A 20,142-nucleotide genomic window follows, 5' to 3' on the forward strand; every position below is an offset into this window, starting at 1 on the left:
TCCGGGAGGTCTCCGATGGACCGTCGTACCGTCCTGCGCGCCACCGTCGCCGGCGGCGCCGCCTTCGCCGGCAGCCTATGGGCCGGCGCCGCGCTCGCCGCCCCCGCCCAGCCCGGCCCCGGCCCGTACGGCGAGCTGCTCGCCGCCGACGGCAACGGCCTCCACCTGCCGGCCGGCTTCACCAGCCGGGTCGTCGCCCGCTCCGGGCAGCGGGTGGCCGGCACGTCGTACGCCTGGCACTGGGCACCGGACGGCGGGGCCTGCTTCCCGGCCGGTGACGGCTGGATCTACGTCTCGAACTCCGAGGTGCCGCTGGTCGGCGGTGCCTCGGCGATGCGTTTCCGGGCCGACGGCTCGATCGCGGCGGCGTACCGGATCCTCGGCGGGACCAACGTCAACTGCGCCGGCGGGGCGACCCCCTGGGGCACCTGGCTCTCCTGCGAGGAGGTGCCGCTGGGCCGGGTCTTCGAGACCTGGCCGGACGGCAGCCGGGCCGCCGAGGAACGGACCCGGATGGGCCGGTTCACCCACGAGGCCGCCGCCTGCGACCCGGACCGGCGGGTGGTCTACCTGACCGAGGACGAGGAGGACGGCTGCTTCTACCGCTTCGTCCCGGTCACCTGGGGTGACCTGCGCACCGGGAAGGTGCAGGTGCTCTGCGCCCCGGCCGACCAGGTGACCGGGCCGGTGACCTGGCGGGACCTGCCGGACCGGGACGGCTTCCCCGTGCCGACCCGCCGGCAGGTCGGCGCCGCACGGCACTTCGACGGCGGCGAGGGCTGCTGGTACGACCGGGGCACCTGCTGGTTCACCACCAAGGGCGACAACCGGGTGTGGGCGTACGACGCGGTGAACCAGCGCCTCGACCTGGCCTACGACGACTCGCTGGTGCCGGCGGGCGCCGCGCCGCTGACCGGGGTGGACAACATCACCGGCAGGGCCGGCGGAGACCTCTATGTCGCCGAGGACGGTGGCAACATGGAGATCAACGTGATCACTCCGGCCGGGGTGGTCAGCCCGTTCCTACGGCTGCTCGGCCAGTCCGGCTCGGAGCTCACCGGACCGGCATTCTCCCCCGACGGGTCGCGCCTCTACTTCTCCTCCCAGCGCGGGGCCTCGGGCAGCTCCACCGGCAGCGACGGGATCACCTACGAGGTCTCCGGTCCTTTCCGGCCCTGATCGGCCGCCCGGTCGGCGGGCGGCGCGGCGGCGCGACGGGCGCGCCAGGCGGAGAGGGCGAGGGTGGCGGAGTAGCCGGCCAGCACGATCACGTGGAAGAGGTAGAGCCAGAGCAGGACCGCCACCCCCGCCCCGATCTCGTCGAAGCCCCCGAACGGCACCCCCAGGTCGATCGGGAGCGAGGCGAAGAGCACGAAGCCGTGCAGGAAGCCGGAGAGGTTCGCCGCGGTGAACGACCCGACGGCCAGCGCGGAGAGCCAGTCCGGCGACGCCGGGCCGACCACCCGGAACAGCCAGAGCAGCACCGGGGTGAGCACCAGCCAGACCGCCAGGAACGACAGCACCACCCCCAGCGCGCCGGTCCAGCCGCCCTGCCGGACCAGGCCGGTGGTCGTGGGCAGCGCCAGCAGGATCGACAGCAGCAGGGCCGGGGCCGGCGCCAGCAGCGGCAGCAGCAGCAGCCGGCCCCGCCAGCCGACCAGCGACTCCTCGCTGCGCGGCACGGCGACCGAGACGAAGGCGCGGCGCAGCCCCTCGCCGTAGAGCGACGCCGGCAGCAGCGACGCCAGCGCCAGCAGCGGGGTCAGGCCCACGCCGGCCTCGACGAGCGCCTGCACCGCGTGGGGCGCGCCGATCGCGTCCGGCAGCGTGTCCACGGCGTGCGAGGTGAGCCGGCGTACCCGCTCGGCGCCCGCCAGCAGCGAGGTCAGCCAGATCGCCAGCAGGGCCACCGGCACCACGGCGATCGCCCCGTAGAAGGTGATGGCGGCGGCGTGCAGGGACAGGTCCCGGCCCCGCAGCGGGCGGAACGCCGCACTGGTGACCCGTTTCGCCCGTTGCCATCCGCCGCCCATCGCGGCTTCTTTCCCCGTACCGCCTCGCGTCACTCATTACGATCACGGGCCATGAGCGTTCTCACCACCCGGCGCCTGGTGCTGCGGGAATGGACCGTCGACCCGGCCGACCTGGCCCGGATCTTCGACATCTACTCCCGGCCCGAGGTCACCCGCTGGCTGGGCGCGCCCGGCCTGCCGCTGACCGACCCGGCGCAGGCCGCCGACCGGCTCGCGATGTGGCGGGAGCGGCACGCGGGGCACGGCGGCCGCTACGGCACCTGGGCGATCGAGGTCCGCGACACCGGCGTGGTGGCCGGCACGGTGCTGCTCAAGCCGCTGCCCGGGCGGGACGAGGGCACACTGACCGAGGACATCGAGGTGGGCTGGCACCTGCACCCCGACTCGTGGGGCCACGGGTACGCCACCGAGGCGGCCCGGGCGGCGGTGGAGCGGGAGATGGCCGCCGGCACCCGGGAGGTCCACGCCGTCGTGGCCCCCGGCAACGAGGCGTCGATGGCGGTGGCCCGCCGGCTCGGCATGACCCACGTGGGCCGCCGCTCGGACTGGTACGGCGGCGAGTCCCTGGAGACCTTCGTGCTGACCGGCTCCGCCGAGGGGCCGACCATGCGATGAGCCGGCCGCCCCCTCCCGAGATCTTGGCAAGAAGGCGCCCCTCCAGGGGCAGTTTCTCGCCAAGCTCTCGGGCAGGACGGGCCGGCTACGCCACCTCGACGAAGTCGAGTTCCGCCCAGCGGCTCAGGTGGGTGAACCGGAGCGTGTTGAAGCCCGCGTTGAGCGTGACGTCGACGCCCACCTGCCGCCAGACGTCCCAGCCCGTGTTGGGGTAGGTGACGACCTTCGGGTTCGCGCCGTTGACCGTCAGCGTGTGCTGGGCGTCGCCGTAGCCGGCCGCGTAGGCCACGTGGGCGCGGTACCCGCCGGCCCGGGGCGCGAAGACGGTCACCTCGACCCAGCTGTCCGCGTAGTCGATGTACGCCACCACCTGGCCCTGCGACGTGTTCGGGGCGGCGCGTACGCCGCAGTGGTTGAGCCCGCCGCGTTCGGCCTCGTAGCGCACCCGGCTGCCCCGCACCACGGGGTTCCCGCCGGCCCAGCCCAGCGCCGCCACGTACATGCCGCGGGCGGAGTAGTTGTTGATCCAGCCGTGGAAGACGATGTGGTCGCCGCCGGCCTCGCGGACCACGTCCGCGCCGCCCGGCCCCCGCACGGCCGAGTCCAGCGACGCGGTGGTCATCAGCGAGCGGTACGCCTTCGTGTACGGGCCGGTCAGCGAGGCCGACGTGGCGTAGCTGGTCTGGTAGCCGTCGCCGCCGTAGCCGCCGAGGGAGTAGAACAGCACGTACTGCGCGCCGACCTTGGTCAGCACCGGTGCCTCGATGATGCCCGCCTCCTCGGCGCGCCCGCTGCGCAGCAGCTCGACCCGGGAGCCCTGGAGGGTCACCCCGTCGGCCGCGACCCGTTGCAGCCAGAGGCTCGTCGGCTGGCCGATGGCGTTGCCGTCGTCCTTGTAGAGCAGGTAGCGCAGGCCGGTGCTGTCGGTGAAGCTCGCCGCGTCGATGTCGCCGCCCTCGCCGGCGTTGCAGACAAGCGGTCCGGTGCCGACGGAGGTGAACGGCCCGAGCGGCGAGGTGGCCAGCGCGGCGCCGAGGCACTGCCGGCCGGTGGCCCGGCTGCGGGCGGTGTAGTAGAGCAGGTAGCGCCCGTCGGCCCGCTGCGACACGTCGGGCGCCCAGGTCAGGCCCCCGTTGGCCCAGGCGCCGAGCGTCGGCATCGCGTCGGCCCGCCTGGTCCAGGCTCCGGTCAGCGAGCTGGCCGTGGCGACCGGGACGTTGCCGTGGCCGTTGTTCGTCGAGTAGGCGTAGTAGGTGCTGCCGAACTTGACGACGTCGGGATCGGGGAAGTCGCTGGCGATGACCAGCGAGGGGGTGGTGGTGGCAGCCTGGGCCACGCCCGGGCTGACGAGCAGGGGAGCGGCGACCAGCAGGGCCGCCAGCCAGACGAGACCTCTTCGCATGTCGGAATTCAACCACGACGATCGATGTAATGAAAGAAAGCTGCGCGCGCCCGGCCGGGGGCGGCCGGCGTCGGACCCGGTGTGCGATCCCGTGCGGCGAGGGCTGCGGCGGCTAGGCTGACCTGAGCAGAATGTCCGCTGAGGGGGTGAGGCCGGATGGCCCAGGCAGCTTTCGCGCCCGAGCCGGCGCCGCAGCAGGCCGAACCCGCGTCGCAGCCCACCGAGCCGTCGTTCGACGTGCTGCGGTGGCGCGACGAGCCGTGGACCGCCCAGCTCGCCCTCGACCTGTTGCCGGAGACCAACGGCCCCAAGGTTGAGGTCCTGAGCGGAAGCGTGATCGTGACCCCGCACGCCGGAATCGACCACCAGTCGGTGGAACGTGAGTTGCCCTATCTGCTGCACCGTGCCGCCCGCAGGGCGGGCCTGTGGGTCTACCCCGAGATCAACGTGGTCTCGGGCAAGGACCTCTTCATTCCCGATGTCGCCGTGCTCCGGTCCTCGGGCGGTGGCCGACCGGCCGTCGACATCGGTCAGGCCGTTCTGCTGGGCGAGATCGTGTCACCGGGTAACCGTCGCAAGGACGTCATCGACCGGCCGCGGGAGTACGCCGCCGCTGGCGTGCCGTTCTTCCTCCGGGTCGATCTGCGCAACCGGGTGCCGACCATGGCCCTGTTCAAGCTGACCGAGGGGGAGTACAGGCCGCTGAGCGCGGCGGCGGCCGGCAGCACCTTCACCATGATCGAGCCGTTCGCGTTCGCCGTCGACCCGGCCGACCTCCTCGACGAGGAGGCACCCGAGGGAGACGAGGAAGCGCCGGAGGGGCAGGTCGACGCCGAGGGTTGAGGCTCCCAGCGGGGGCACAGCGACGGTGGGGAAGAATGGCCCGGTGACTTCGCCCCGGGAACTCGTCCTGCTCGGCTCCACCGGTTCGATCGGCACACAGGCCATCGACATCGTGCGGCGTAACCCGGACCGGTTCCGGGTGGTGGCGCTCGGCGCCGGTGGCGGCAACGTCGAGCTGCTCGCCGCCCAGGCCCTCGAACTGCGCGTCGACGCGGTCGGCGTGGCGAAGGCGTCCGCCGCGCAGGATCTCCAGCTCGCCTTCTACGCCGAGGCGAGCCGGCGCGGCTGGGCCACCGGCGACTTCAAGCTGCCCAAGATCGTGGCCGGCCCGGACGCGATGACCGAGCTGGCGCAGTGGCCCTGCGACGTCGTGCTCAACGGGGTGGTCGGCTCGCTCGGGCTCGCGCCGACGCTGGCCGCGCTGCGTGCCGGGCGTACGCTCGCGCTCGCCAACAAGGAGTCGCTCGTGGCCGGCGGCTCGCTGGTCAGGGCCGCGGTGACGCGGCCGGAGCAGCTCGTCCCCGTCGACTCCGAGCACACCGCGCTCGCCCAGTGCCTGCGCTCCGGCGCCCGGGGCGAGGTGCGGCGGCTGATCGTCACCGCCAGCGGCGGCCCGTTCCGGGGCCGGCGCCGCGACGAGTTGACGCAGGTCACGCCCGAGCAGGCGCTCGCCCACCCGACCTGGAACATGGGGCCGGTCGTCACGATCAACTCCGCCACGATGGTCAACAAGGCGCTGGAGGTGATCGAGGCGCACGAGCTGTTCGACGTGCCGTACGCCGACATCACGGTGACCGTGCACCCGACCTCGGTGATCCACTCGATGGTCGAGTTCGTCGACGGCTCCACCATCGCCCAGGCCAGCCCGCCCGACATGCGGCTGCCGATCGCGGTCGCCCTCGGCTGGCCCGACCGGGTGCCCGACGCCGCCGCCGCCGTCGACTGGACGAAGGCCCACACCTGGGAGTTCGCGCCGCTGGACGACGAGGCGTTCCCGGCCGTCGCGCTGGCCAAGGCCGCCGGCGAGGCCGGCCGCTGCCGGCCGGCGATCTACAACGCGGCGAACGAGGAGTGCGTGGCCGCGTTCGTGGCCGGCCGGCTGCCCTTCCTCGGCATCGTCGACACCCTCCGGCGGGTGCTGGACGACGCTCCCGACTTCGACGAACCAGGTACCGTCGAGGACGTGCTCGCGGCGGAGTCGTGGGCGCGCGCGCACGCGCAGGAGATCATCATCGCGGGTTCGGTGGAAGGAGCTTGATGGCGTACCTGCTCGGGGTGGTGCTCTTCGCCCTCGCGATCCTCGTCTCGGTGAGCCTGCACGAGGCGGGGCACCTGCTCACCGCCAAGGCGTTCGGGATGAAGGTCACCAAGTACTTCGTCGGATTCGGCCCCACCCTCTGGTCCTTCAAGCGGGGCGAGACCGAGTACGGCGTCAAGGGCATCCCGCTCGGTGGCTTCTGCAAGATCGTCGGGATGACCCCCCAGGACGACGACGTCGATCCGGCCGACGAGCCGCGCGCGATGTGGCGCTTCCCGGTGTGGAAGCGGACGATCGTGATGTCCGCCGGCTCGATCATCCACTTCGCCCTCGCCCTGATCGCCCTCTGGATCATCGCGGTCAGCGCCGGGCTGCCCAACCCGCAGTTCCCCAGCACCGAGGCCGAGATCCGCAAGGAGCCGGCGGTCATCCAGCTGTCGAAGTGCGTGGTCCCGGAGAACACCCTGCGCGAGTGCACCACCGCCGATCCCGCCAGCCCCGCCGCCCAGGCGCAGCTGCGCGACGGCGACCGGATCACCGGGATCAACGGCACGCCGATCAACGACTACGGGCAGCTGCTCACCACCCTGCGCACCCTCAAGCCGGGCGACACGGCGCAGATCGCGTACGTCCGCGACGGCCAGCCGGCCACGACCAGCACGGTGCTCGCGCAGACCCAGCGGCCCCCGCTCGACGACCCGAAGGGCCAGGTCGCCGCGGTCGCCGCGCTCGGCGTCGGCCTCGTGCCCAGCACCCCGACCCGGGTGACGTACGGGCCGGTCGGGGCGTTCGGCGCGACCGCCGACTTCACCGGCGACATGGCGGTGAACACCTTCGAGGCCATGAAGCGCATCCCGCAGAAGGTCCCCGCGCTGTGGGCGGCGATCACCGGCGAGGAGCGGGACATCGACACCCCGATCAGCGTGGTCGGCGCCAGCCGGCTCGGCGGCGAGGCCGTCGAGAACGACGCCTGGCTGCTGTTCTTCATGCTCTTCGTCTCGCTGAACTTCTTCATCGGCGTGTTCAACCTGCTGCCGCTGCTGCCCCTCGACGGCGGGCACATCGCCATCGCCTGGTTCGAGCGGGCCCGCTCCTGGCTCTACGCCCGCATCGGCCGCGCCGACCCCGGGCGCGTCGACTACCTCAAGCTCATGCCCCTCACGTACGCGGTGATCCTGATCGGTGGCGTGTTCACGCTGCTGACCATCACCGCGGACGTCGTCAACCCGATCACGCTCTTCTCAAGGTGAGTGCCTGAAGTGACCGCTGTCAGTCTCGGTATCCCCGCCGTACCGCCCCCGCCGCTCGCCCCGCGCCGGGTCAGCCGCCAGATCATGGTCGGTCCGGTCCCGGTCGGCGGGGGCGCGCCGGTGTCGGTGCAGTCGATGACCACCACCCTCACCTCCGACGTCAACGCCACACTCCAGCAGATCGCCGAGCTGACCGCGTCCGGCTGCCAGATCGTCCGGGTCGCCGTGCCCAGCCAGGACGACGTGGAGGCGCTGCCCGCGATCGCGCGCAAGTCGCAGATCCCGGTGATCGCCGACATCCACTTCCAGCCGAAGTACGTCTTCGCCGCGATCGACGCCGGCTGCGCGGCGGTCCGGGTCAACCCGGGCAACATCCGCCAGTTCGACGACAAGGTCAAGGAGATCGCCAAGGCGGCCGGCGACGCGGGCGTGCCGATCCGGATCGGCGTCAACGCCGGCTCGCTGGACAAGCGGCTGCTCGCCAAGTACGGCAAGGCCACCGCCGAGGCGCTCGTCGAGTCGGCGCTGTGGGAGTGCTCGCTGTTCGAGGAGCACGGCTTCCGCGACATCAAGATCTCGGTCAAGCACAACGACCCGGTGGTGATGATCCGGGCGTACCGCCAGCTCGCCGAGAAGTGCGACTACCCGCTGCACCTCGGCGTCACCGAGGCCGGCCCGGCCTTCCAGGGCACCATCAAGTCGGCGGTCGCCTTCGGCGCGCTGCTGGCCGAGGGGATCGGCGACACGATCCGGGTCTCGCTGTCGGCGCCGCCGGTGGAGGAGATCAAGGTCGGCAACCAGATCCTGGAGTCGCTCGGGCTGCGCGAGCGGGGCCTGGAGATCGTCTCCTGCCCGTCCTGCGGCCGGGCCCAGGTCGACGTCTACAAGCTGGCCGAGGAGGTCACCGCCGGCCTGGAGGGGCTGCCGGTGCCGCTGCGGGTCGCCGTGATGGGCTGCGTCGTGAACGGCCCGGGCGAGGCCCGCGAGGCCGACCTCGGGGTGGCCTCCGGCAACGGCAAGGGCCAGATCTTCGTCAAGGGCAAGGTCGTCAAGACCGTGCCCGAGGCGCAGATCGTGGAGACCCTGATCGAGGAGGCGCTGCGCATCGCCGACGAGATGGGCGCCGAGCTGCCCGAGGAGCTGCGCGGCCTGCTCCCCGGCGCCACCGTCAGCGTGCACTGACCCACCGCGCCGTCGCGCGCCGGCCCCGACCGCCCCCGCCGGCGGCCGGGGCCGGCGCGCTTCCGCCGGCGTACGCGCCGCGTCCCGTCACGGTGCAGGCGTCCCACTGGTCACTCGACCGGCGCGGCACGGGGCGGATCTGGCAGGCTGGTAGCCGTGCTGACGGTGCCGGTACGGCAACTGGGGGAGTCGGAGCGCCGCGCGGTCGAGCGGCTGCTCGACCTCGACCCGTTCGCGGGCGCGCAGGTCGCCGAGCGGATCACGGCGCGTGGCCTGGCCTGGTGGCGCGCCGAGGGGCGGGTGCTGGGCTACGGCAGCCGCCGCAACCTGGAGTCGATCTGCTGGCTCGGCGGCAACCTGACCCCCGTGCTCGCCACCGAGCCGGCCGTCGCCGCCTACGCCGACCTCCTCGCCGGCGAGGAGCGGCTCTGCTCGTCGATCGTGGGCCGGGCCGACGCGGTGCTCGGCCTCTGGGACCGCCTCTCCGCCGTCTGGGGGCCGGCCCGGGACGTACGCCCCAACCAGCCGTTGCTGGCGACCGACGCGCTGCCGGCGCTGCGGGCGGACCCGCAGGTGCGGCGGGTGCGCGCCAGCGAGGTCGACCGGCTCTTCCCGGCGGCGGTGGCGATGTACACCGAGGAGGTCGGCGTCTCGCCGCTCGCCGACGACGGCGGGCGCGGCTACCGGCGGCGGGTCACCGACCTGGTCCGGACCGGGCGGGCGTACGCCCGGTTCGTCGACGGTCGGGTGGTGTTCAAGGCCGAGCTGGCGGTGGTGACCCGCCGGACCGCCCAGGTGCAGGGCGTCTGGGTGGCCCCCGAGTGGCGGGGCCGGGGCATCGCGTCGGCCGCCATGGCGGCGGTGGTGCGCGACGCGCTGCTGCGGGTCGCCCCGACCGTCAGCCTCTACGTCAACGACTTCAACCTGCCGGCCCGCCGGGTCTACGAGCGCTGCGGATTCCGCCCGGTCGGCACGCTCGCCACCGTGCTCTTCTGATCCACCCTTCGCGACGTCCGCTCTGAGCCACTCCTTCGTGGCGTCCGCGCGGGCGGCTCCCGGCCGGCGCGGCCCACGCACCGGCCTCCGGCCAGGTGAACGGCCGGTAAATGCGTTGAGCCGGCCGGCTCCACCGACCAGGCTGGATACTCCGCCCCGGTCTGCGGAGAAGGGACTCCGTCATGCGTCTGCTCCGGGACATGTGGGCCACCTCGCCCCGCCGAATGACGATCGTGACCTGCCTGATCGTGCTCGGCGCCGGGGGCCAGGCCGCCGCCGCCGCGCTGGCCGGCCCCGTCCTGGTGCACCGCGCCGCCGGGTTCTTCGCGCTGCTCGCCGTGGCGCTGGTCGCCGCCGTCCTCACCGACCTCGCGGTGAGCCTGCTGATGGCCGGGCTGACCGCCGACTGGTCCGCCGACGTGCGGCGCCGGCTGTGCCGGGTCGCGCTCGGACAGGACCTGCCGACCCTGGAGACCACCCCGGTCGGCGAGCTGCTCGACCGCATCGACGGCGACGTCTACCAGGTCGCCGCCGCGGTGCGCAACCAGGGCGTACGGATCGCGCAGGGCCTCGCCGCGGGCGTGCTGTCGACCGTCGTCGCCCTCGCGGTGTGGTGGCCGGCCGGCCTCGGGATGCTGCTGCTGACCGTGCTGCTGGCCGTCGGCCTGCGCAAGCCCACCGCGCGGATCGGCCCGGCCAGGATGGCCGAGGAGGAGGCATGGTCCGACCTCGCCGCGGTGATGGAGGAGGCCGTCCACGGCCAGGACGACGTACGCACCAGCCTGGCCCGGCCGTACGTGCTGCGCCTCTACGCCCGGCGGGCCGCCGAGGTGCTCAGTCGCGGGGTGCGCGTGTGGCGGATGTCCGCCCAGGTCACCACCGTGGCCGCCGGCGTCATCCGGGTCGGGATCGCGGCCGTGGTGCTCGGCGGCGCGTGGGCGCTGGTCACCGGCCGGGTCGACGGCGCCCGGCTCACCGCGATCTGGCTGCTGGCCATCGGCTTCGGCATGACCGTCGAGCACGTCAGCCGGATGGTCCCCGAACTCCAGTACGCCCTCGGCGCCTGGGGGCGGGTGCAGCTGCTGGCGGGCTCCCGGCAGGAGCCCGTGGGCGGGGCCGCCCCGAACGAGGGCGACCTGGTGGTGCGGGGCCTCACCTTCCGCTACGGGGGCACCGACGACGGGCGCGGCCCCGCGCTGCACGACGTCGACCTGACCTTCACCCGGGGCCGCTCGTACGCGCTGGTCGGCCGGACCGGCTCCGGCAAGTCCACCCTGGCGAAGGTGCTCACCCGGGCCGTCGACGTGCCGCCCGGCACGGTCTTCCTGGCCGGCGACGACGTGTGCGACCTCGACGTCGAGGCGCTGCGCCGGTGGATCGCCGTGGTGCCCCAGCGCACCGAGATCCTCGCCGGGACCCTCGCCGAGAACGTCGCGCTGTTCGATCCGGACCTGCTCGACGCCGCCGCCCGGGCGCTTCGCGAGCTGGGGCTCGACGGCTGGATCGCCGAGCTGCCCGCCGGGCTGCGGACCCGGCTGGGCGACGGCGGGCACGTGCTCTCGGCCGGGCAGGAGCAACTGGTCGCCTTCGCCCGGATCCTGGTGCGCGACCCGCACGTGGTGATCCTCGACGAGGCCACCGCCCGCCTCGACCCGGTCACCGAGGCGCGGGTGCAGCAGGCCACCGAGCGGTTGCTGCGCGACCGGATCGGCATCGTCATCGCCCACCGCCTCTCCTCCGTACGCCGCTGCGACGAGGTGGTGGTGATGGCCGACGGCGCGGTCGTCGAGGCAGGGCCGCTGGACTCCTCGGAACGCTTCGCCGAACTGCTCGCCACCAGCCACGCCACCGCGTACGCCCACGCGGCGCCGGGCGGTCGTTCCGGCGGGGTCGACCTGCTGACCGGCCCGTCGGATCCGTGGCCGACCACCGGCCCGGACGAGGCCCTCCCACCGGCGACGCCCCCGGTCGGCCCGCCGGCCGTTCCGTCGGCCGCGCCCACGGCCGCGCCGCCGGTCGGGGCGGTCCCCGCGACCCCGGCGGAGCTGGTCGGGTCGGCCGACGGCCGGGCGGGTCGGGGCGGGTCCGAAGCCCCCGGGGAGCCGGAGCCGACGTCCCCGCGGGGGCTGCGCGGACTGCGGGAGATCCTGCGGCTGTGCGTCAACGACGCGCGGTACGGGTTGGCCTCGCTGGCGTTGTTCCTGCTGGCCGTGCTCCTCGGGCTGGACGGGCCGGTGCTGCCGTGGCTCTGGGCGGACGTGGTCGACGGCACCGGCGACCCGTGGCAGCCGGCGCTCGGGATCGTCGTCGGCCTGCTGGTGACCCTGCCGGTGCCGTACCTCAACGGCCTGCGCTTCCCGCAGTGGTGGGTCCGGCAGATGCTGCGGATCAGCCTGCGCCTGGTGCACGGCCAGACCGGACCGCGCCGGGTCAGCCGGCACACGCCGGCGGAGGTGGTGGCCCAGGGCGGCGACACCGAGCGGGTGGTCCAGCTCGCCGACAACCTGATGGACCAGGGGCTCTCGCTGGTGCTCCTGGTCACGATGACCGTCGTCACCGGCAGCGTGGTGCCGGGGCTCTTCTTCGCGGGCACGATGCTCGTCTCCGGACTCGCCGCCACGCTGTTCGGCCCCCACCTGGAACGGTCGGCGCGGGCCACCGTCGCGGCGCGGGCCGCGTTCGCCACCGCGCTGGTCTCCTCTCTGTCGGCCGCCCGTACGGTCAAGCTCGCCGGGGCCACCCGCCCGGTGCTGGCCCACCTGGCCGACCTCGACGTGGTGCGCAGCGACCGGCAACGCCGGGAGATCTCCGTGCAGGTCTGGTCCCGCTCGACCCCGTCGCTGGTCAGCGGCCTGCTGCCGATCGGCGCGTGGGCGCTCTTCCTGGCCGGGCAGCTCTCGGCCGGCGCCACCCTGGTCGCGGTCGCCACCCTGGCCGCCGCCCGCTGGTTCGCGTGGACGACGGCCTCGCTGATCTCGCAGATCCCGTCGGCGCGGGTGTGGACCCGGCGGACGGTGGCGATGACCGGCGTGGAGGCGTACTCGGCGGCGGTGCCGGGGGTGGACCTCGGAGCGGGGACCGCCCCGGCGCCCGTCGTGCCGCCCCGGCACCCGCTGCGCCGGCTGGAGCTGACCGGCTTCGGCGTCCGGCACACCGACGGGACGGTGGCCGTACGCGACGTCGACCTGACGGTGGAACGCGGCCAGCTGGTGCTGGTCGTCGGCCCGGTCGGCTCGGGCAAGTCGTCGCTGCTGCGGGCGCTGGCCGGCATCGCCCCGCACACCGGGCGGCTGACCTGGAACGGCGACCCCGTCACCGAGCCGGAGCTGTTCCTGCGCCCCCACCAGGTGGGCTACGTCGGCCAGCTGCCCCGGGTGCTCTCCGGCACGGTGGCCGACAACATCACCCTCGGCCACCAGGTGGACGCCGCGGCGGCGGTGTCGACCGCCCAGCTCGACCACGACCTGGCGGCGGCCGGCGGCGGGCTCGGGCTGCTGATCGGGCACAAGGGCACCCGGCTCTCGGGCGGGCAGTTGCAGCGCCTCGCGCTGGCCCGGGCGCTCGCCCCCCGTACCGAGCTGCTGGTGGCCGACGACGTCTCCTCGGCGCTGGACGTCACCACCGAGCTGGCGCTGTGGCAGGCGCTACGCGAGCACGGCGTGACCGTGGTGGGTTCGACCTCGAAGCGCGCCGCGCTGGTCCGGGCCGACCACGTCGTGGTCCTCCAGTCCGGCACGGTCGCCGCCCAGGGCACCTGGCGCGACCTGGAACCCCACTGGTCCCACCTGGCCGGCTGACCCGACCCGGCAGGGGCCGGGGGTGGGGGTGGGTCAGGTGGCGCGGGCGTACTGGGCGGGCCAGGTGGGGGTGGCGCCGAGCTTGGCGGCGGCCCGGTGCGGCCAGTACGGGTCGCGCAGGAGCTCCCGCCCGAGCAGCACCAGGTCGGCGTCGCCGGACGCGACGATCTCCTCGGCCTGCTCCGGCTCGACGATCAGGCCGACCGCGCCGGTGGCCACGCCCGCCTCCCGGCGGACCCGGGCGGCCAGCGGCACCTGGTAGCCCGGGCCGACCGGGATCGTCGCGGTGGCCGACGCGCCGCCCGAGGAGCAGTCGACCAGGTCCACCCCGGCGGCGGCCAGTTCGCCGGCGAGCACCACGCTGTCCTCGGCCGTCCAGCCCGTCGGCTCCCAGTCGGTGGCCGAGATGCGGGTCAGCACGGGCACGTCCTCGCCGACCGCCGCACGGACCGCCCGCGCCACCTCCAGGGTGAGCCGCATCCGGCCGGAGCGGTCCCCGCCCCAGCCGTCGTCGCGGTGGTTCGTCAGCGGGGAGAGGAACTCGTGCAACAGGTAGCCGTGCGCGGCGTGGATCTCCACGGCCGCGAACCCGGCGTCGACCGCCCGGCCGGCCCCCGCCGCGAACGCCTCGACGACGCCGGCGATGCCCGCCTCGTCCAGCGCGGTCGGCACCCGGTAGTCGGGCACGAACGGCGCGGACCCCGGGCCGACCGGGGTCCAGCCGCCCTCGGCGTCGGGCACCCCGCCCCGCCGGGACGCCCACGGGTGGTACGTCGAGGCCTTGAACCCGGCGTGCGCGAGCTGCACGACCGGCACCGCGCCGTGCGCGGCGACGAAGGCGGTCACCGGCCGCCAGGCGTCGACGTGCGCCCCGGACCAGAGCCCGGTGTCCTGCGGGCTGATCCGCCCCTCGGGCAGCACGGCGGTGGCCTCGGTCATCACCAGGCCCGCGCCGCCGACCGCCCGGGCGCCCAGGTGCACCAGGTGCCAGTCGGTGGGCAGGCCGTCCGGGCCGGCGGTGTACTGGCACATCGGCGCCAGGGCGATCCGGTTGGGCAGGGTCACGCTGCGCAGGGTCAGCGGGGTGAACAGGACACTCATGCGGTCATCCTCTCGGACGCGGGGAGGACCCCGGGGCGGGGTCCTCCCCGACTCGTCGGGTCGCGCCGGGGGCTCAGGCCGGGACGGGGCTCAGCTCCTCCGCGCGGCGCGGGCCGTCGCCGTCGGCGTCCGCCGGGGCGAGCGGCGAGCGCCGGCCCGCCGAGTCGTACGCGGCCCGGTCCAGGGTGCCCTCGCGGGCGGCGACGATCGTCGGCACCAGCGCCTGTCCGGCGACGTTGGTGGCGGTGCGGATCATGTCCAGGATCGGGTCGATCGCCAGCAGCAGACCGGCGCCGGCAAGCGGCAGGCCCAGCGTGCTCAGCGTCAGGGTGAGCATCACGATCGCGCCGGTCAGACCGGCGGTGGCCGCCGAGCCGACCACCGAGACGAAGGCGATCAGCAGGTAGTCGGTGACGCCGAGGTCCACCCCGAAGACCTGGGCGACGAAGATCGCGGCCAGCGCCGGGTAGATCGCCGCGCAGCCGTCCATCTTCGTGGTGGCGCCGAACGGCACCGCGAAGGAGGCGTACTCGCGGGGGACGCCGAGGCGCTCGACCGAGCGCTGGGTCACCGGCATCGTGCCCACCGAGGAGCGGGAGACGAAGGCCAGCTCGATCGCGGGCCAGGCGCCGGCGAAGAAGCGCAGCGGGTTGAGTCGGCCGGCGCCCACCAGCAGCAGCGGGTAGACCACGAAGAGCACGATCGCGCAGCCGACGTAGACGGCGGTGGTGAACTTGGCGAGCGGGGCCACCAGGTCCCAGCCGTACGAGGCGACGGCGTTGCCGATCAGGCCGAGCGTGCCGATCGGGGCGAGCCGGATGACCCACCACAGGGCCTTCTGGACGATCTCCAGCAGCGCGCGGTTGATCGCCACGAACGGCTCCGCGGGCTCGCCGGCCAGCAGCGCCGCCGCGCCGACGACGAGGGCCAGGAAGACGATCTGGAGCACGTTGCCGTCGACGAACGCGCCGACCGGGTTGGTCGGCACGATGCCGGTGAGGAAGTCGGTCCACGAGCCGGTCCTCGTGGGCGCGGTGGCGCCGGCGGTGTCGAGGGTGACGCCGCGGCCCGGGTCGGTGAGCAGGCCGAGGCCGATGCCGACGCCCACCGCGATCAGCGCGGTGACGCCGAACCAGAGCAGGGTCTTCAGGGCCAGCCGGGCGGCGTTGGCCACCCCGCGCAGGCTGACCACGCTGACCACGATGGCGGTGAAGACCAGCGGCGGTACGGCCAGCTTGAGCAGCTGGACGAAGAGGCCGCCGACGGTGTCGAGGGTGCTGGTGAGCCAGCTCAGGTCGTTGGCGCGGGCGAGGAAGCCGAGCGCCACGCCGAGGACGAGGCCGAGCAGGATCTGCACGGAGAAGGGGATCTTGCGCAGGGCGGAAGCCATGTGGGTGTGTCCCAGGGTCTGGAGGTCGGAACGGGGCAGCGTCAGGAGAGCGGCTGCGCCGGACAGACGCCGCTGGCCTGCAGTCGGAGGTCGACATACAGGCGCACGGTCAGGTGCCAGACGTTGGTCATCGCCGCCGAGGATAACGCCGGCCGTCGATGCTGCGGAAGGAGTCCCCGCGGTGACGCTCCTTACAGCAGGTGCACGAACGGACCGATGCCCCATCTCCGGCGTCCCGACGTGCCCCGGCTCACCGGCGGAGGGCGACGACGGTCGCGGCGGCCGTGCCCCACAGGACGGCCACCAGCAGCAGCAGCCGCTCCAGGACGGCGATCAGGCCGCCGCGCCCCACGAAGAGCATGGCCACGGCGGTCGCGCCCGCCAGCGGCAGGGCCGCCGCCAGGGCCACCGCGGCCAGCCGGCGCAGCGCCGGCGGCGCGGCCCGGGTGAGCACGACCGCCAGCATCGCGAGGACCACCGCGGCCACCGCGAGGATGCTCGCCGCGCCGTGCACCAGGTCCGCCGTGGTCGCCCGCTCGAACGGCGGCAGCGGGCAGCCGGCGCTGCACGTCACCGCCCCGGAGACCAGCGCGAAGACGCTCCCGGCCGCGAGCAGCCCGGCCGCCGCCCGCAGCACCGGGGGCAGCGCCGCCGCGAGCAGCAGCAGCCCGGCCGCCAGGGCGAAGACCCCGATCCGGTACGCCGGGGCGTACGCGCTGTCGGTGACGCCCGCCTCGCTGACGTACCCGGTCAGGCCCGGTCCCGGACCGGCGACCACGGCGACGGTCACCGCGACCGCGCCCGCGACGACGCAGGCGGCGGAGGCCGACGCGGCGGCGGCCCGGGGCGGGGCGGTTCGCGGGTCGGCCGGGCGCGGCTCAGCCACGCCCGTGCGGCGTGGTCCAGCCGGAGGTGTCGGGGCCGAGCGGGACGATCCCCGTCGGGTTGATCGCCGCGTGGGTGCCGTAGTAGTGCCGCTTGATGTGGTCGAAGTCGACCGTCTCGCCGAAGCCCGGCGTCTGGAACAGGTCCCGCGCGTACGCCCAGAGCACCGGCAGTTCGGTGAGCTTCTGCCGGTTGCACTTGAAGTGCCCGTGGTATGCCACGTCGAAGCGGACCAGGGTGGTGAAGAGCCGCACGTCGGCCTCGGTGATCGCGTCGCCCATCAGGTAGCGCCGGCCCGCCAACTGCTCGGAGATCGCGTCGAGCCGGGCGAACAGCGCCGTGAACGCCTCGTCGTACGCGGCCTGCGAGGTGGCGAAGCCGCACCGGTAGACCCCGTTGTTGACGTCCCGGTGGATCTCCGCCATCAGCGCGTCGATCTCCGGGCGGAGCTCGACCGGGTAGAGGTCCGGCGCCCCCGGCCCGTGCAGGCCCCGCCACTCGGTGGACAGGTCCAGGGTGAGCTGCGGATAGTCGTTCGTGACCACCCGGCCGGTGCGCGTGTCGACAAGCGCCGGCACCGTGACCCGCCCGGTGTAGTCGGGGTCGGTGGCCAGGTACGCCTCGGAGAGGAAGCCGATGCCGAGCACCGGGTCGAACCCGTCCGGGTCGAGGGCGAACCGCCAGCCCCGCTCGTCGCGGATCGGGTCGACCGTGCCGAGGGAGATCGCGTCCGCCAGGCCGAGCAGGCCGCGCACGATCCGGGCCCGGTGCGCCCACGGGCAGGCCCGGCACCAGATCAGCCGGTATCGGCCCGACTCCAGCGGCCACCGGCCCTGTGCGTCCGGCCCGCCGCCGGGCGGGGAGTCGGAGTCCGGGGTGACCCGACCGGTGAACCGGTTGGGCTGGCGGACGAACTCGCCGCCGCCACTGGTCTCTGCGCTGAACTGGGCCCGGGCCATGCCGCCAACCTATCCGCTGCGCGCGCGGATATCCTGGCGGCCGGGCGTCCCCGCGACCCGGAACCGCCCGCCCCCCGCCCCTTCCCACCCCCCGAAGGATCGCGCTGATGACCGTGGCATACCTGGTGGCCGGTGTCCGCACCCCGATCGGCCGCTACGCCGGCGCCCTCGCCGGCGTCCGCCCCGACGACCTGGCCGCGCACGTGATCCGCGAGCTGGTCGCCCGACACCCGTCGGTGGACTGGGCGCGGGTGGACGACGTGATCCTGGGCTGCGCCAACCAGGCCGGCGAGGACAACCGCAACGTGGCCCGGATGGCGGCGCTGCTCGGCGGGCTGCCCGAGGAGGTGCCCGGCAGCACGGTCAACCGGCTCTGCGGCTCCGGCCTGGACGCCCTCGCCACCGCGGCCCGCTCCGTCGTGGCCGGCGAGGCGGACCTCGTGGTGGCCGGCGGGGTGGAGAGCATGAGCCGCGCCCCGTTCGTGCTGCCGAAGGCGACCACCCCGTTCTCCCGCACCGCCGAGGTCTACGACACCACCATCGGCTGGCGGCTGGTCAACCCGCTGATGAAGAAGCACTGGGGCATCGACTCCATGCCGGAGACGGCGGAGAACGTCGCCGCCGCCTACGGCGTCGGCCGCGCCGAGCAGGACGAGTTCGCGTACCGGTCGCAGCAGCGGGCCGCGAAGGCGCAGGCCGACGGCCGGTTCGCCGAGGAGATCGTGGGAGTGACCGTGCCGGCGGGGCGGCGCGAGACCAGGCTCGTCGAGGTCGACGAGCACCCCCGGGAGACCTCGCTGGAGAAGCTCGCCGCGCTGCCCACCCCGTTCCGCGAGGGCGGCACGGTGACCGCCGGCAACTCGTCGGGCGTCAACGACGGCGCGGTGGCGCTGCTGGTCGCCTCCGAGGCCGCCGTGGCCCGCTACGGCCTCACCCCGCTGGCCCGGGTCGCCGGCGCCGCCGCGGCCGGCGTACCGCCGCGGGTGATGGGCGTCGGGCCGGTGCCGGCCACCCGGAAGCTGCTCGACCGCCTCGGCCTCGGACTCGACGCGGTCGACGTGATCGAGTTGAACGAGGCGTTCGCCGCGCAGTCCGTCGCGGTGCTGCGCGAGCTGGGCCTGCCGACCGACGCCGAGCACGTCAACCCGAACGGCGGGGCCATCGCGCTCGGGCACCCGCTCGGCGCCAGCGGCGCCCGGCTGGCGCTGACGGCCGCGCTGGAACTGCGCCGCCGGGGCGGCCGGCGGGCGCTGGCCACCATGTGCGTCGGCGTGGGGCAGGGCATCTCGCTGCTGCTGGAGTCCGCCGGCTGACCCGGGGTCGGCCAGGGCCGCCGCCGCCGCTGCCCGCCCGGTCCGGGGGGCTCCGCTGCCGTGGGCGACGGAGGCTCGTCACCGGCGGGGGCGGAGCCGTGACGGCGGGCAAGCAGGGCCGTGACGGACATCCGACGGGCCGACGAAGTGGGTCATGGGACCTCCCGGAGCCGGCAGTACGCGGCCTAGAGTGGTGAGCACCACACGACCCGCGGGTCGGCCGGTGCCTCGCGTACCCCCACGTGACCGCGGCACCGGCTCCCTCCCGCACCGCGGCGACGACCATGAGGTGCAGCAGTGCAGATGCCGGACGGACTTCCCGCCGAGATCGACCTCACCCGCCCGAGCGCGGCCCGGGTGTACGACTACTTCCTCGGCGGGGCGCACAACTTCGAGATCGACCGGCAGCTCGCCGAGCAGATCGCCGCCATGACGCCCAACCTGGCGGCGACCATGCGCGCCGGCCGCGAGTTCCTGCGTCGGGCCGTACGCACGCTGCTCGACGCCGGCATCGACCAGTTCCTCGACATCGGCTCCGGCATTCCCACCGTGGGCAACGTGCACGAGGTCGCCCAGACGGCCAATCCGAAGGCCCGGGTGGTCTACGTCGACATCGACCCGGTCGCGGTGGCGCACAGCCGGGAGCTGCTCGCCGGCGACGAGCTGACCGGGGTGATCCACGGCGACCTGCGGGAGCCGGAGCGGATCCTGGCCGCCGCCCGTGACCTGGGGCTGCTCGACTTCAGCCGGCCGCTGGGCATCCTGCTCGCCGGGGTGGTGCACTTCGTCCGGGACGCCGACCGCCCCGGCGAGATCCTGGCCACCCTCCGGGCCGCCGCGGCCCCGGGCAGCCACCTGGTCGTCTCACACTCCACGTTCGAGGACCAGCCGCAGGAGATGCTCGACGCGCAGCGCCTCTCGGCGCGTACCGACACCGAGATCACGTTGCGCTCCCGGGCCGAGGTGACGAGCTTCTTCGGCGACTGGACGCTCCTGGAGCCGGGTGTGGTGCACATGCCGCTGTGGCGCCCCGACTCGCCCTCCGACGTCGACGAGCACCCGGAGCGGTTCGGCGCCTTCGGCGGCGTCGCCCGGTACGACCAGCCCACCGCCTGAGC

General features: G+C 74.4%; 16 protein-coding genes. 10 read left to right on the forward strand and 6 right to left on the reverse strand.

Going from position 1 to position 20,142, the window contains the following annotated elements:
* Positions 1-15: 15 nt before the first annotated feature.
* Positions 16-1,179, forward strand: coding sequence for an alkaline phosphatase PhoX (locus AC0OO9_RS22100; protein WP_484512056.1), 1,164 nt, complete (start codon positions 16-18; stop codon positions 1,177-1,179).
* Here the strand turns inward: AC0OO9_RS22100 and AC0OO9_RS22105 are convergent.
* The gene (locus AC0OO9_RS22105; RefSeq protein ID WP_484512057.1) at positions 1,149-2,033 is read right to left on the reverse strand and encodes a YhjD/YihY/BrkB family envelope integrity protein; all 885 of its coding nucleotides are present in this window, start codon (positions 2,031-2,033) and stop codon (positions 1,149-1,151) included. The genes AC0OO9_RS22100 and AC0OO9_RS22105 overlap by 31 nt on opposite strands.
* Before the next feature lie 51 nt (positions 2,034-2,084).
* Between AC0OO9_RS22105 and AC0OO9_RS22110 the strand changes: the two genes are divergently transcribed.
* Positions 2,085-2,648: a GNAT family N-acetyltransferase gene (locus AC0OO9_RS22110; protein WP_484512059.1), complete on the forward strand. Its 564-nt coding sequence runs from the start codon at positions 2,085-2,087 to the stop codon at positions 2,646-2,648.
* An 85-nt stretch (positions 2,649-2,733) separates the two neighbouring features.
* On the opposite strand, the gene AC0OO9_RS22115 is transcribed toward AC0OO9_RS22110, so the two are convergent.
* Complete coding sequence (locus AC0OO9_RS22115) at positions 2,734-4,050, reverse strand: family 43 glycosylhydrolase (protein WP_484512061.1); 1,317 nt, start codon at positions 4,048-4,050, stop codon at positions 2,734-2,736.
* Between the two features lie 156 nt (positions 4,051-4,206).
* Here AC0OO9_RS22115 and AC0OO9_RS22120 point away from each other — a divergent pair, with 156 nt between their 5' ends.
* The 6 genes from AC0OO9_RS22120 (at position 4,207) to AC0OO9_RS22145 (ending at position 13,376) form a co-directional block, all read left to right on the forward strand.
* Positions 4,207-4,893 (forward strand): Uma2 family endonuclease, encoded by a 687-nt coding sequence (locus AC0OO9_RS22120; protein WP_484512063.1) that lies wholly within the window; start codon positions 4,207-4,209, stop codon positions 4,891-4,893.
* A 43-nt stretch (positions 4,894-4,936) separates the two neighbouring features.
* On the forward strand, positions 4,937-6,151 hold the full coding sequence (dxr, locus tag AC0OO9_RS22125) for a 1-deoxy-D-xylulose-5-phosphate reductoisomerase (protein ID WP_421457787.1): 1,215 nt from the start codon (positions 4,937-4,939) through the stop codon (positions 6,149-6,151).
* A complete protein-coding gene (locus tag AC0OO9_RS22130) occupies positions 6,151-7,401 on the forward strand; it encodes a M50 family metallopeptidase (protein WP_484512065.1) in 1,251 nt (416 codons plus the stop codon). The genes dxr and AC0OO9_RS22130 overlap by 1 nt, the downstream gene beginning before the upstream one ends.
* 9 nt (positions 7,402-7,410) lie before the next feature.
* Positions 7,411-8,583, forward strand: a complete 1,173-nt coding sequence (ispG, locus tag AC0OO9_RS22135) for a flavodoxin-dependent (E)-4-hydroxy-3-methylbut-2-enyl-diphosphate synthase (RefSeq protein ID WP_089001519.1) — start codon at positions 7,411-7,413, stop codon at positions 8,581-8,583.
* Positions 8,584-8,739: 156 nt separating this feature from the next.
* The gene (locus AC0OO9_RS22140) at positions 8,740-9,579 is read left to right on the forward strand and encodes a DUF4081 domain-containing GNAT family N-acetyltransferase (protein WP_132232766.1); all 840 of its coding nucleotides are present in this window, start codon (positions 8,740-8,742) and stop codon (positions 9,577-9,579) included.
* A 182-nt stretch (positions 9,580-9,761) separates the two neighbouring features.
* Positions 9,762-13,376: an ATP-binding cassette domain-containing protein gene (locus AC0OO9_RS22145; RefSeq protein WP_484512067.1), complete on the forward strand. Its 3,615-nt coding sequence runs from the start codon at positions 9,762-9,764 to the stop codon at positions 13,374-13,376.
* 33 nt (positions 13,377-13,409) lie between these two features.
* On the opposite strand, the gene AC0OO9_RS22150 is transcribed toward AC0OO9_RS22145, so the two are convergent.
* The 4 genes from AC0OO9_RS22150 to AC0OO9_RS22165 all read right to left on the reverse strand — a co-directional run bounded on the left by AC0OO9_RS22150 (position 13,410) and on the right by AC0OO9_RS22165 (position 17,711).
* Positions 13,410-14,477, reverse strand: a complete 1,068-nt coding sequence (locus tag AC0OO9_RS22150) for an NADH:flavin oxidoreductase/NADH oxidase (RefSeq protein WP_484512069.1) — start codon at positions 14,475-14,477, stop codon at positions 13,410-13,412.
* Positions 14,478-14,550: 73 nt separating this feature from the next.
* Positions 14,551-15,855 (reverse strand): dicarboxylate/amino acid:cation symporter, encoded by a 1,305-nt coding sequence (locus AC0OO9_RS22155; RefSeq protein WP_484518011.1) that lies wholly within the window; start codon positions 15,853-15,855, stop codon positions 14,551-14,553.
* 262 nt (positions 15,856-16,117) lie between these two features.
* Positions 16,118-16,753 (reverse strand): DUF998 domain-containing protein, encoded by a 636-nt coding sequence (locus AC0OO9_RS22160; RefSeq protein WP_484512070.1) that lies wholly within the window; start codon positions 16,751-16,753, stop codon positions 16,118-16,120.
* Positions 16,746-17,711 carry a glutathione S-transferase family protein gene (locus AC0OO9_RS22165; RefSeq protein ID WP_484512072.1) on the reverse strand — a complete coding sequence of 322 codons (966 nt, stop codon included), beginning with the start codon at positions 17,709-17,711 and terminating at the stop codon, positions 16,746-16,748. Before AC0OO9_RS22165 ends, AC0OO9_RS22160 begins: the two co-directional genes overlap by 8 nt.
* A gap of 107 nt (positions 17,712-17,818) precedes the next feature.
* Here AC0OO9_RS22165 and pcaF point away from each other — a divergent pair, with 107 nt between their 5' ends.
* Both pcaF and AC0OO9_RS22175 read left to right on the forward strand, forming a co-directional pair.
* Entirely contained in the window at positions 17,819-19,024 is a 1,206-nt protein-coding gene (gene pcaF, locus AC0OO9_RS22170; protein ID WP_484512073.1) for a 3-oxoadipyl-CoA thiolase, read from the forward strand.
* Positions 19,025-19,321: 297 nt separating this feature from the next.
* Complete coding sequence (locus AC0OO9_RS22175; RefSeq protein ID WP_132232778.1) at positions 19,322-20,140, forward strand: SAM-dependent methyltransferase; 819 nt, start codon at positions 19,322-19,324, stop codon at positions 20,138-20,140.
* Positions 20,141-20,142 lie beyond the last annotated feature (2 nt).

The organism is Micromonospora sp. USAFONa4 (genome assembly GCF_057197825.1).

Bases quoted from the DNA above. Each gene is read 5' to 3' on its own strand.
- AC0OO9_RS22100 (WP_484512056.1), top strand. From the start codon at position 16: ATGGACCGTCGTACCGTCCTGCGCGCCACCGTCGCCGGCGGCGCCGCC.
- AC0OO9_RS22130 (WP_484512065.1), top strand. From the start codon at position 6,151: ATGGCGTACCTGCTCGGGGTGGTGCTCTTCGCCCTCGCGATCCTCGTC.
- AC0OO9_RS22110 (WP_484512059.1), top strand. From the start codon at position 2,085: ATGAGCGTTCTCACCACCCGGCGCCTGGTGCTGCGGGAATGGACCGTC.
- pcaF (WP_484512073.1), top strand. From the start codon at position 17,819: ATGACCGTGGCATACCTGGTGGCCGGTGTCCGCACCCCGATCGGCCGC.
- AC0OO9_RS22115 (WP_484512061.1), bottom strand. From the start codon at position 4,050: ATGCGAAGAGGTCTCGTCTGGCTGGCGGCCCTGCTGGTCGCCGCTCCC.
- AC0OO9_RS22165 (WP_484512072.1), bottom strand. From the start codon at position 17,711: ATGGCCCGGGCCCAGTTCAGCGCAGAGACCAGTGGCGGCGGCGAGTTC.
- AC0OO9_RS22145 (WP_484512067.1), top strand. From the start codon at position 9,762: ATGCGTCTGCTCCGGGACATGTGGGCCACCTCGCCCCGCCGAATGACG.
- AC0OO9_RS22105 (WP_484512057.1), bottom strand. From the start codon at position 2,033: ATGGGCGGCGGATGGCAACGGGCGAAACGGGTCACCAGTGCGGCGTTC.
- AC0OO9_RS22120 (WP_484512063.1), top strand. From the start codon at position 4,207: ATGGCCCAGGCAGCTTTCGCGCCCGAGCCGGCGCCGCAGCAGGCCGAA.
- AC0OO9_RS22150 (WP_484512069.1), bottom strand. From the start codon at position 14,477: ATGAGTGTCCTGTTCACCCCGCTGACCCTGCGCAGCGTGACCCTGCCC.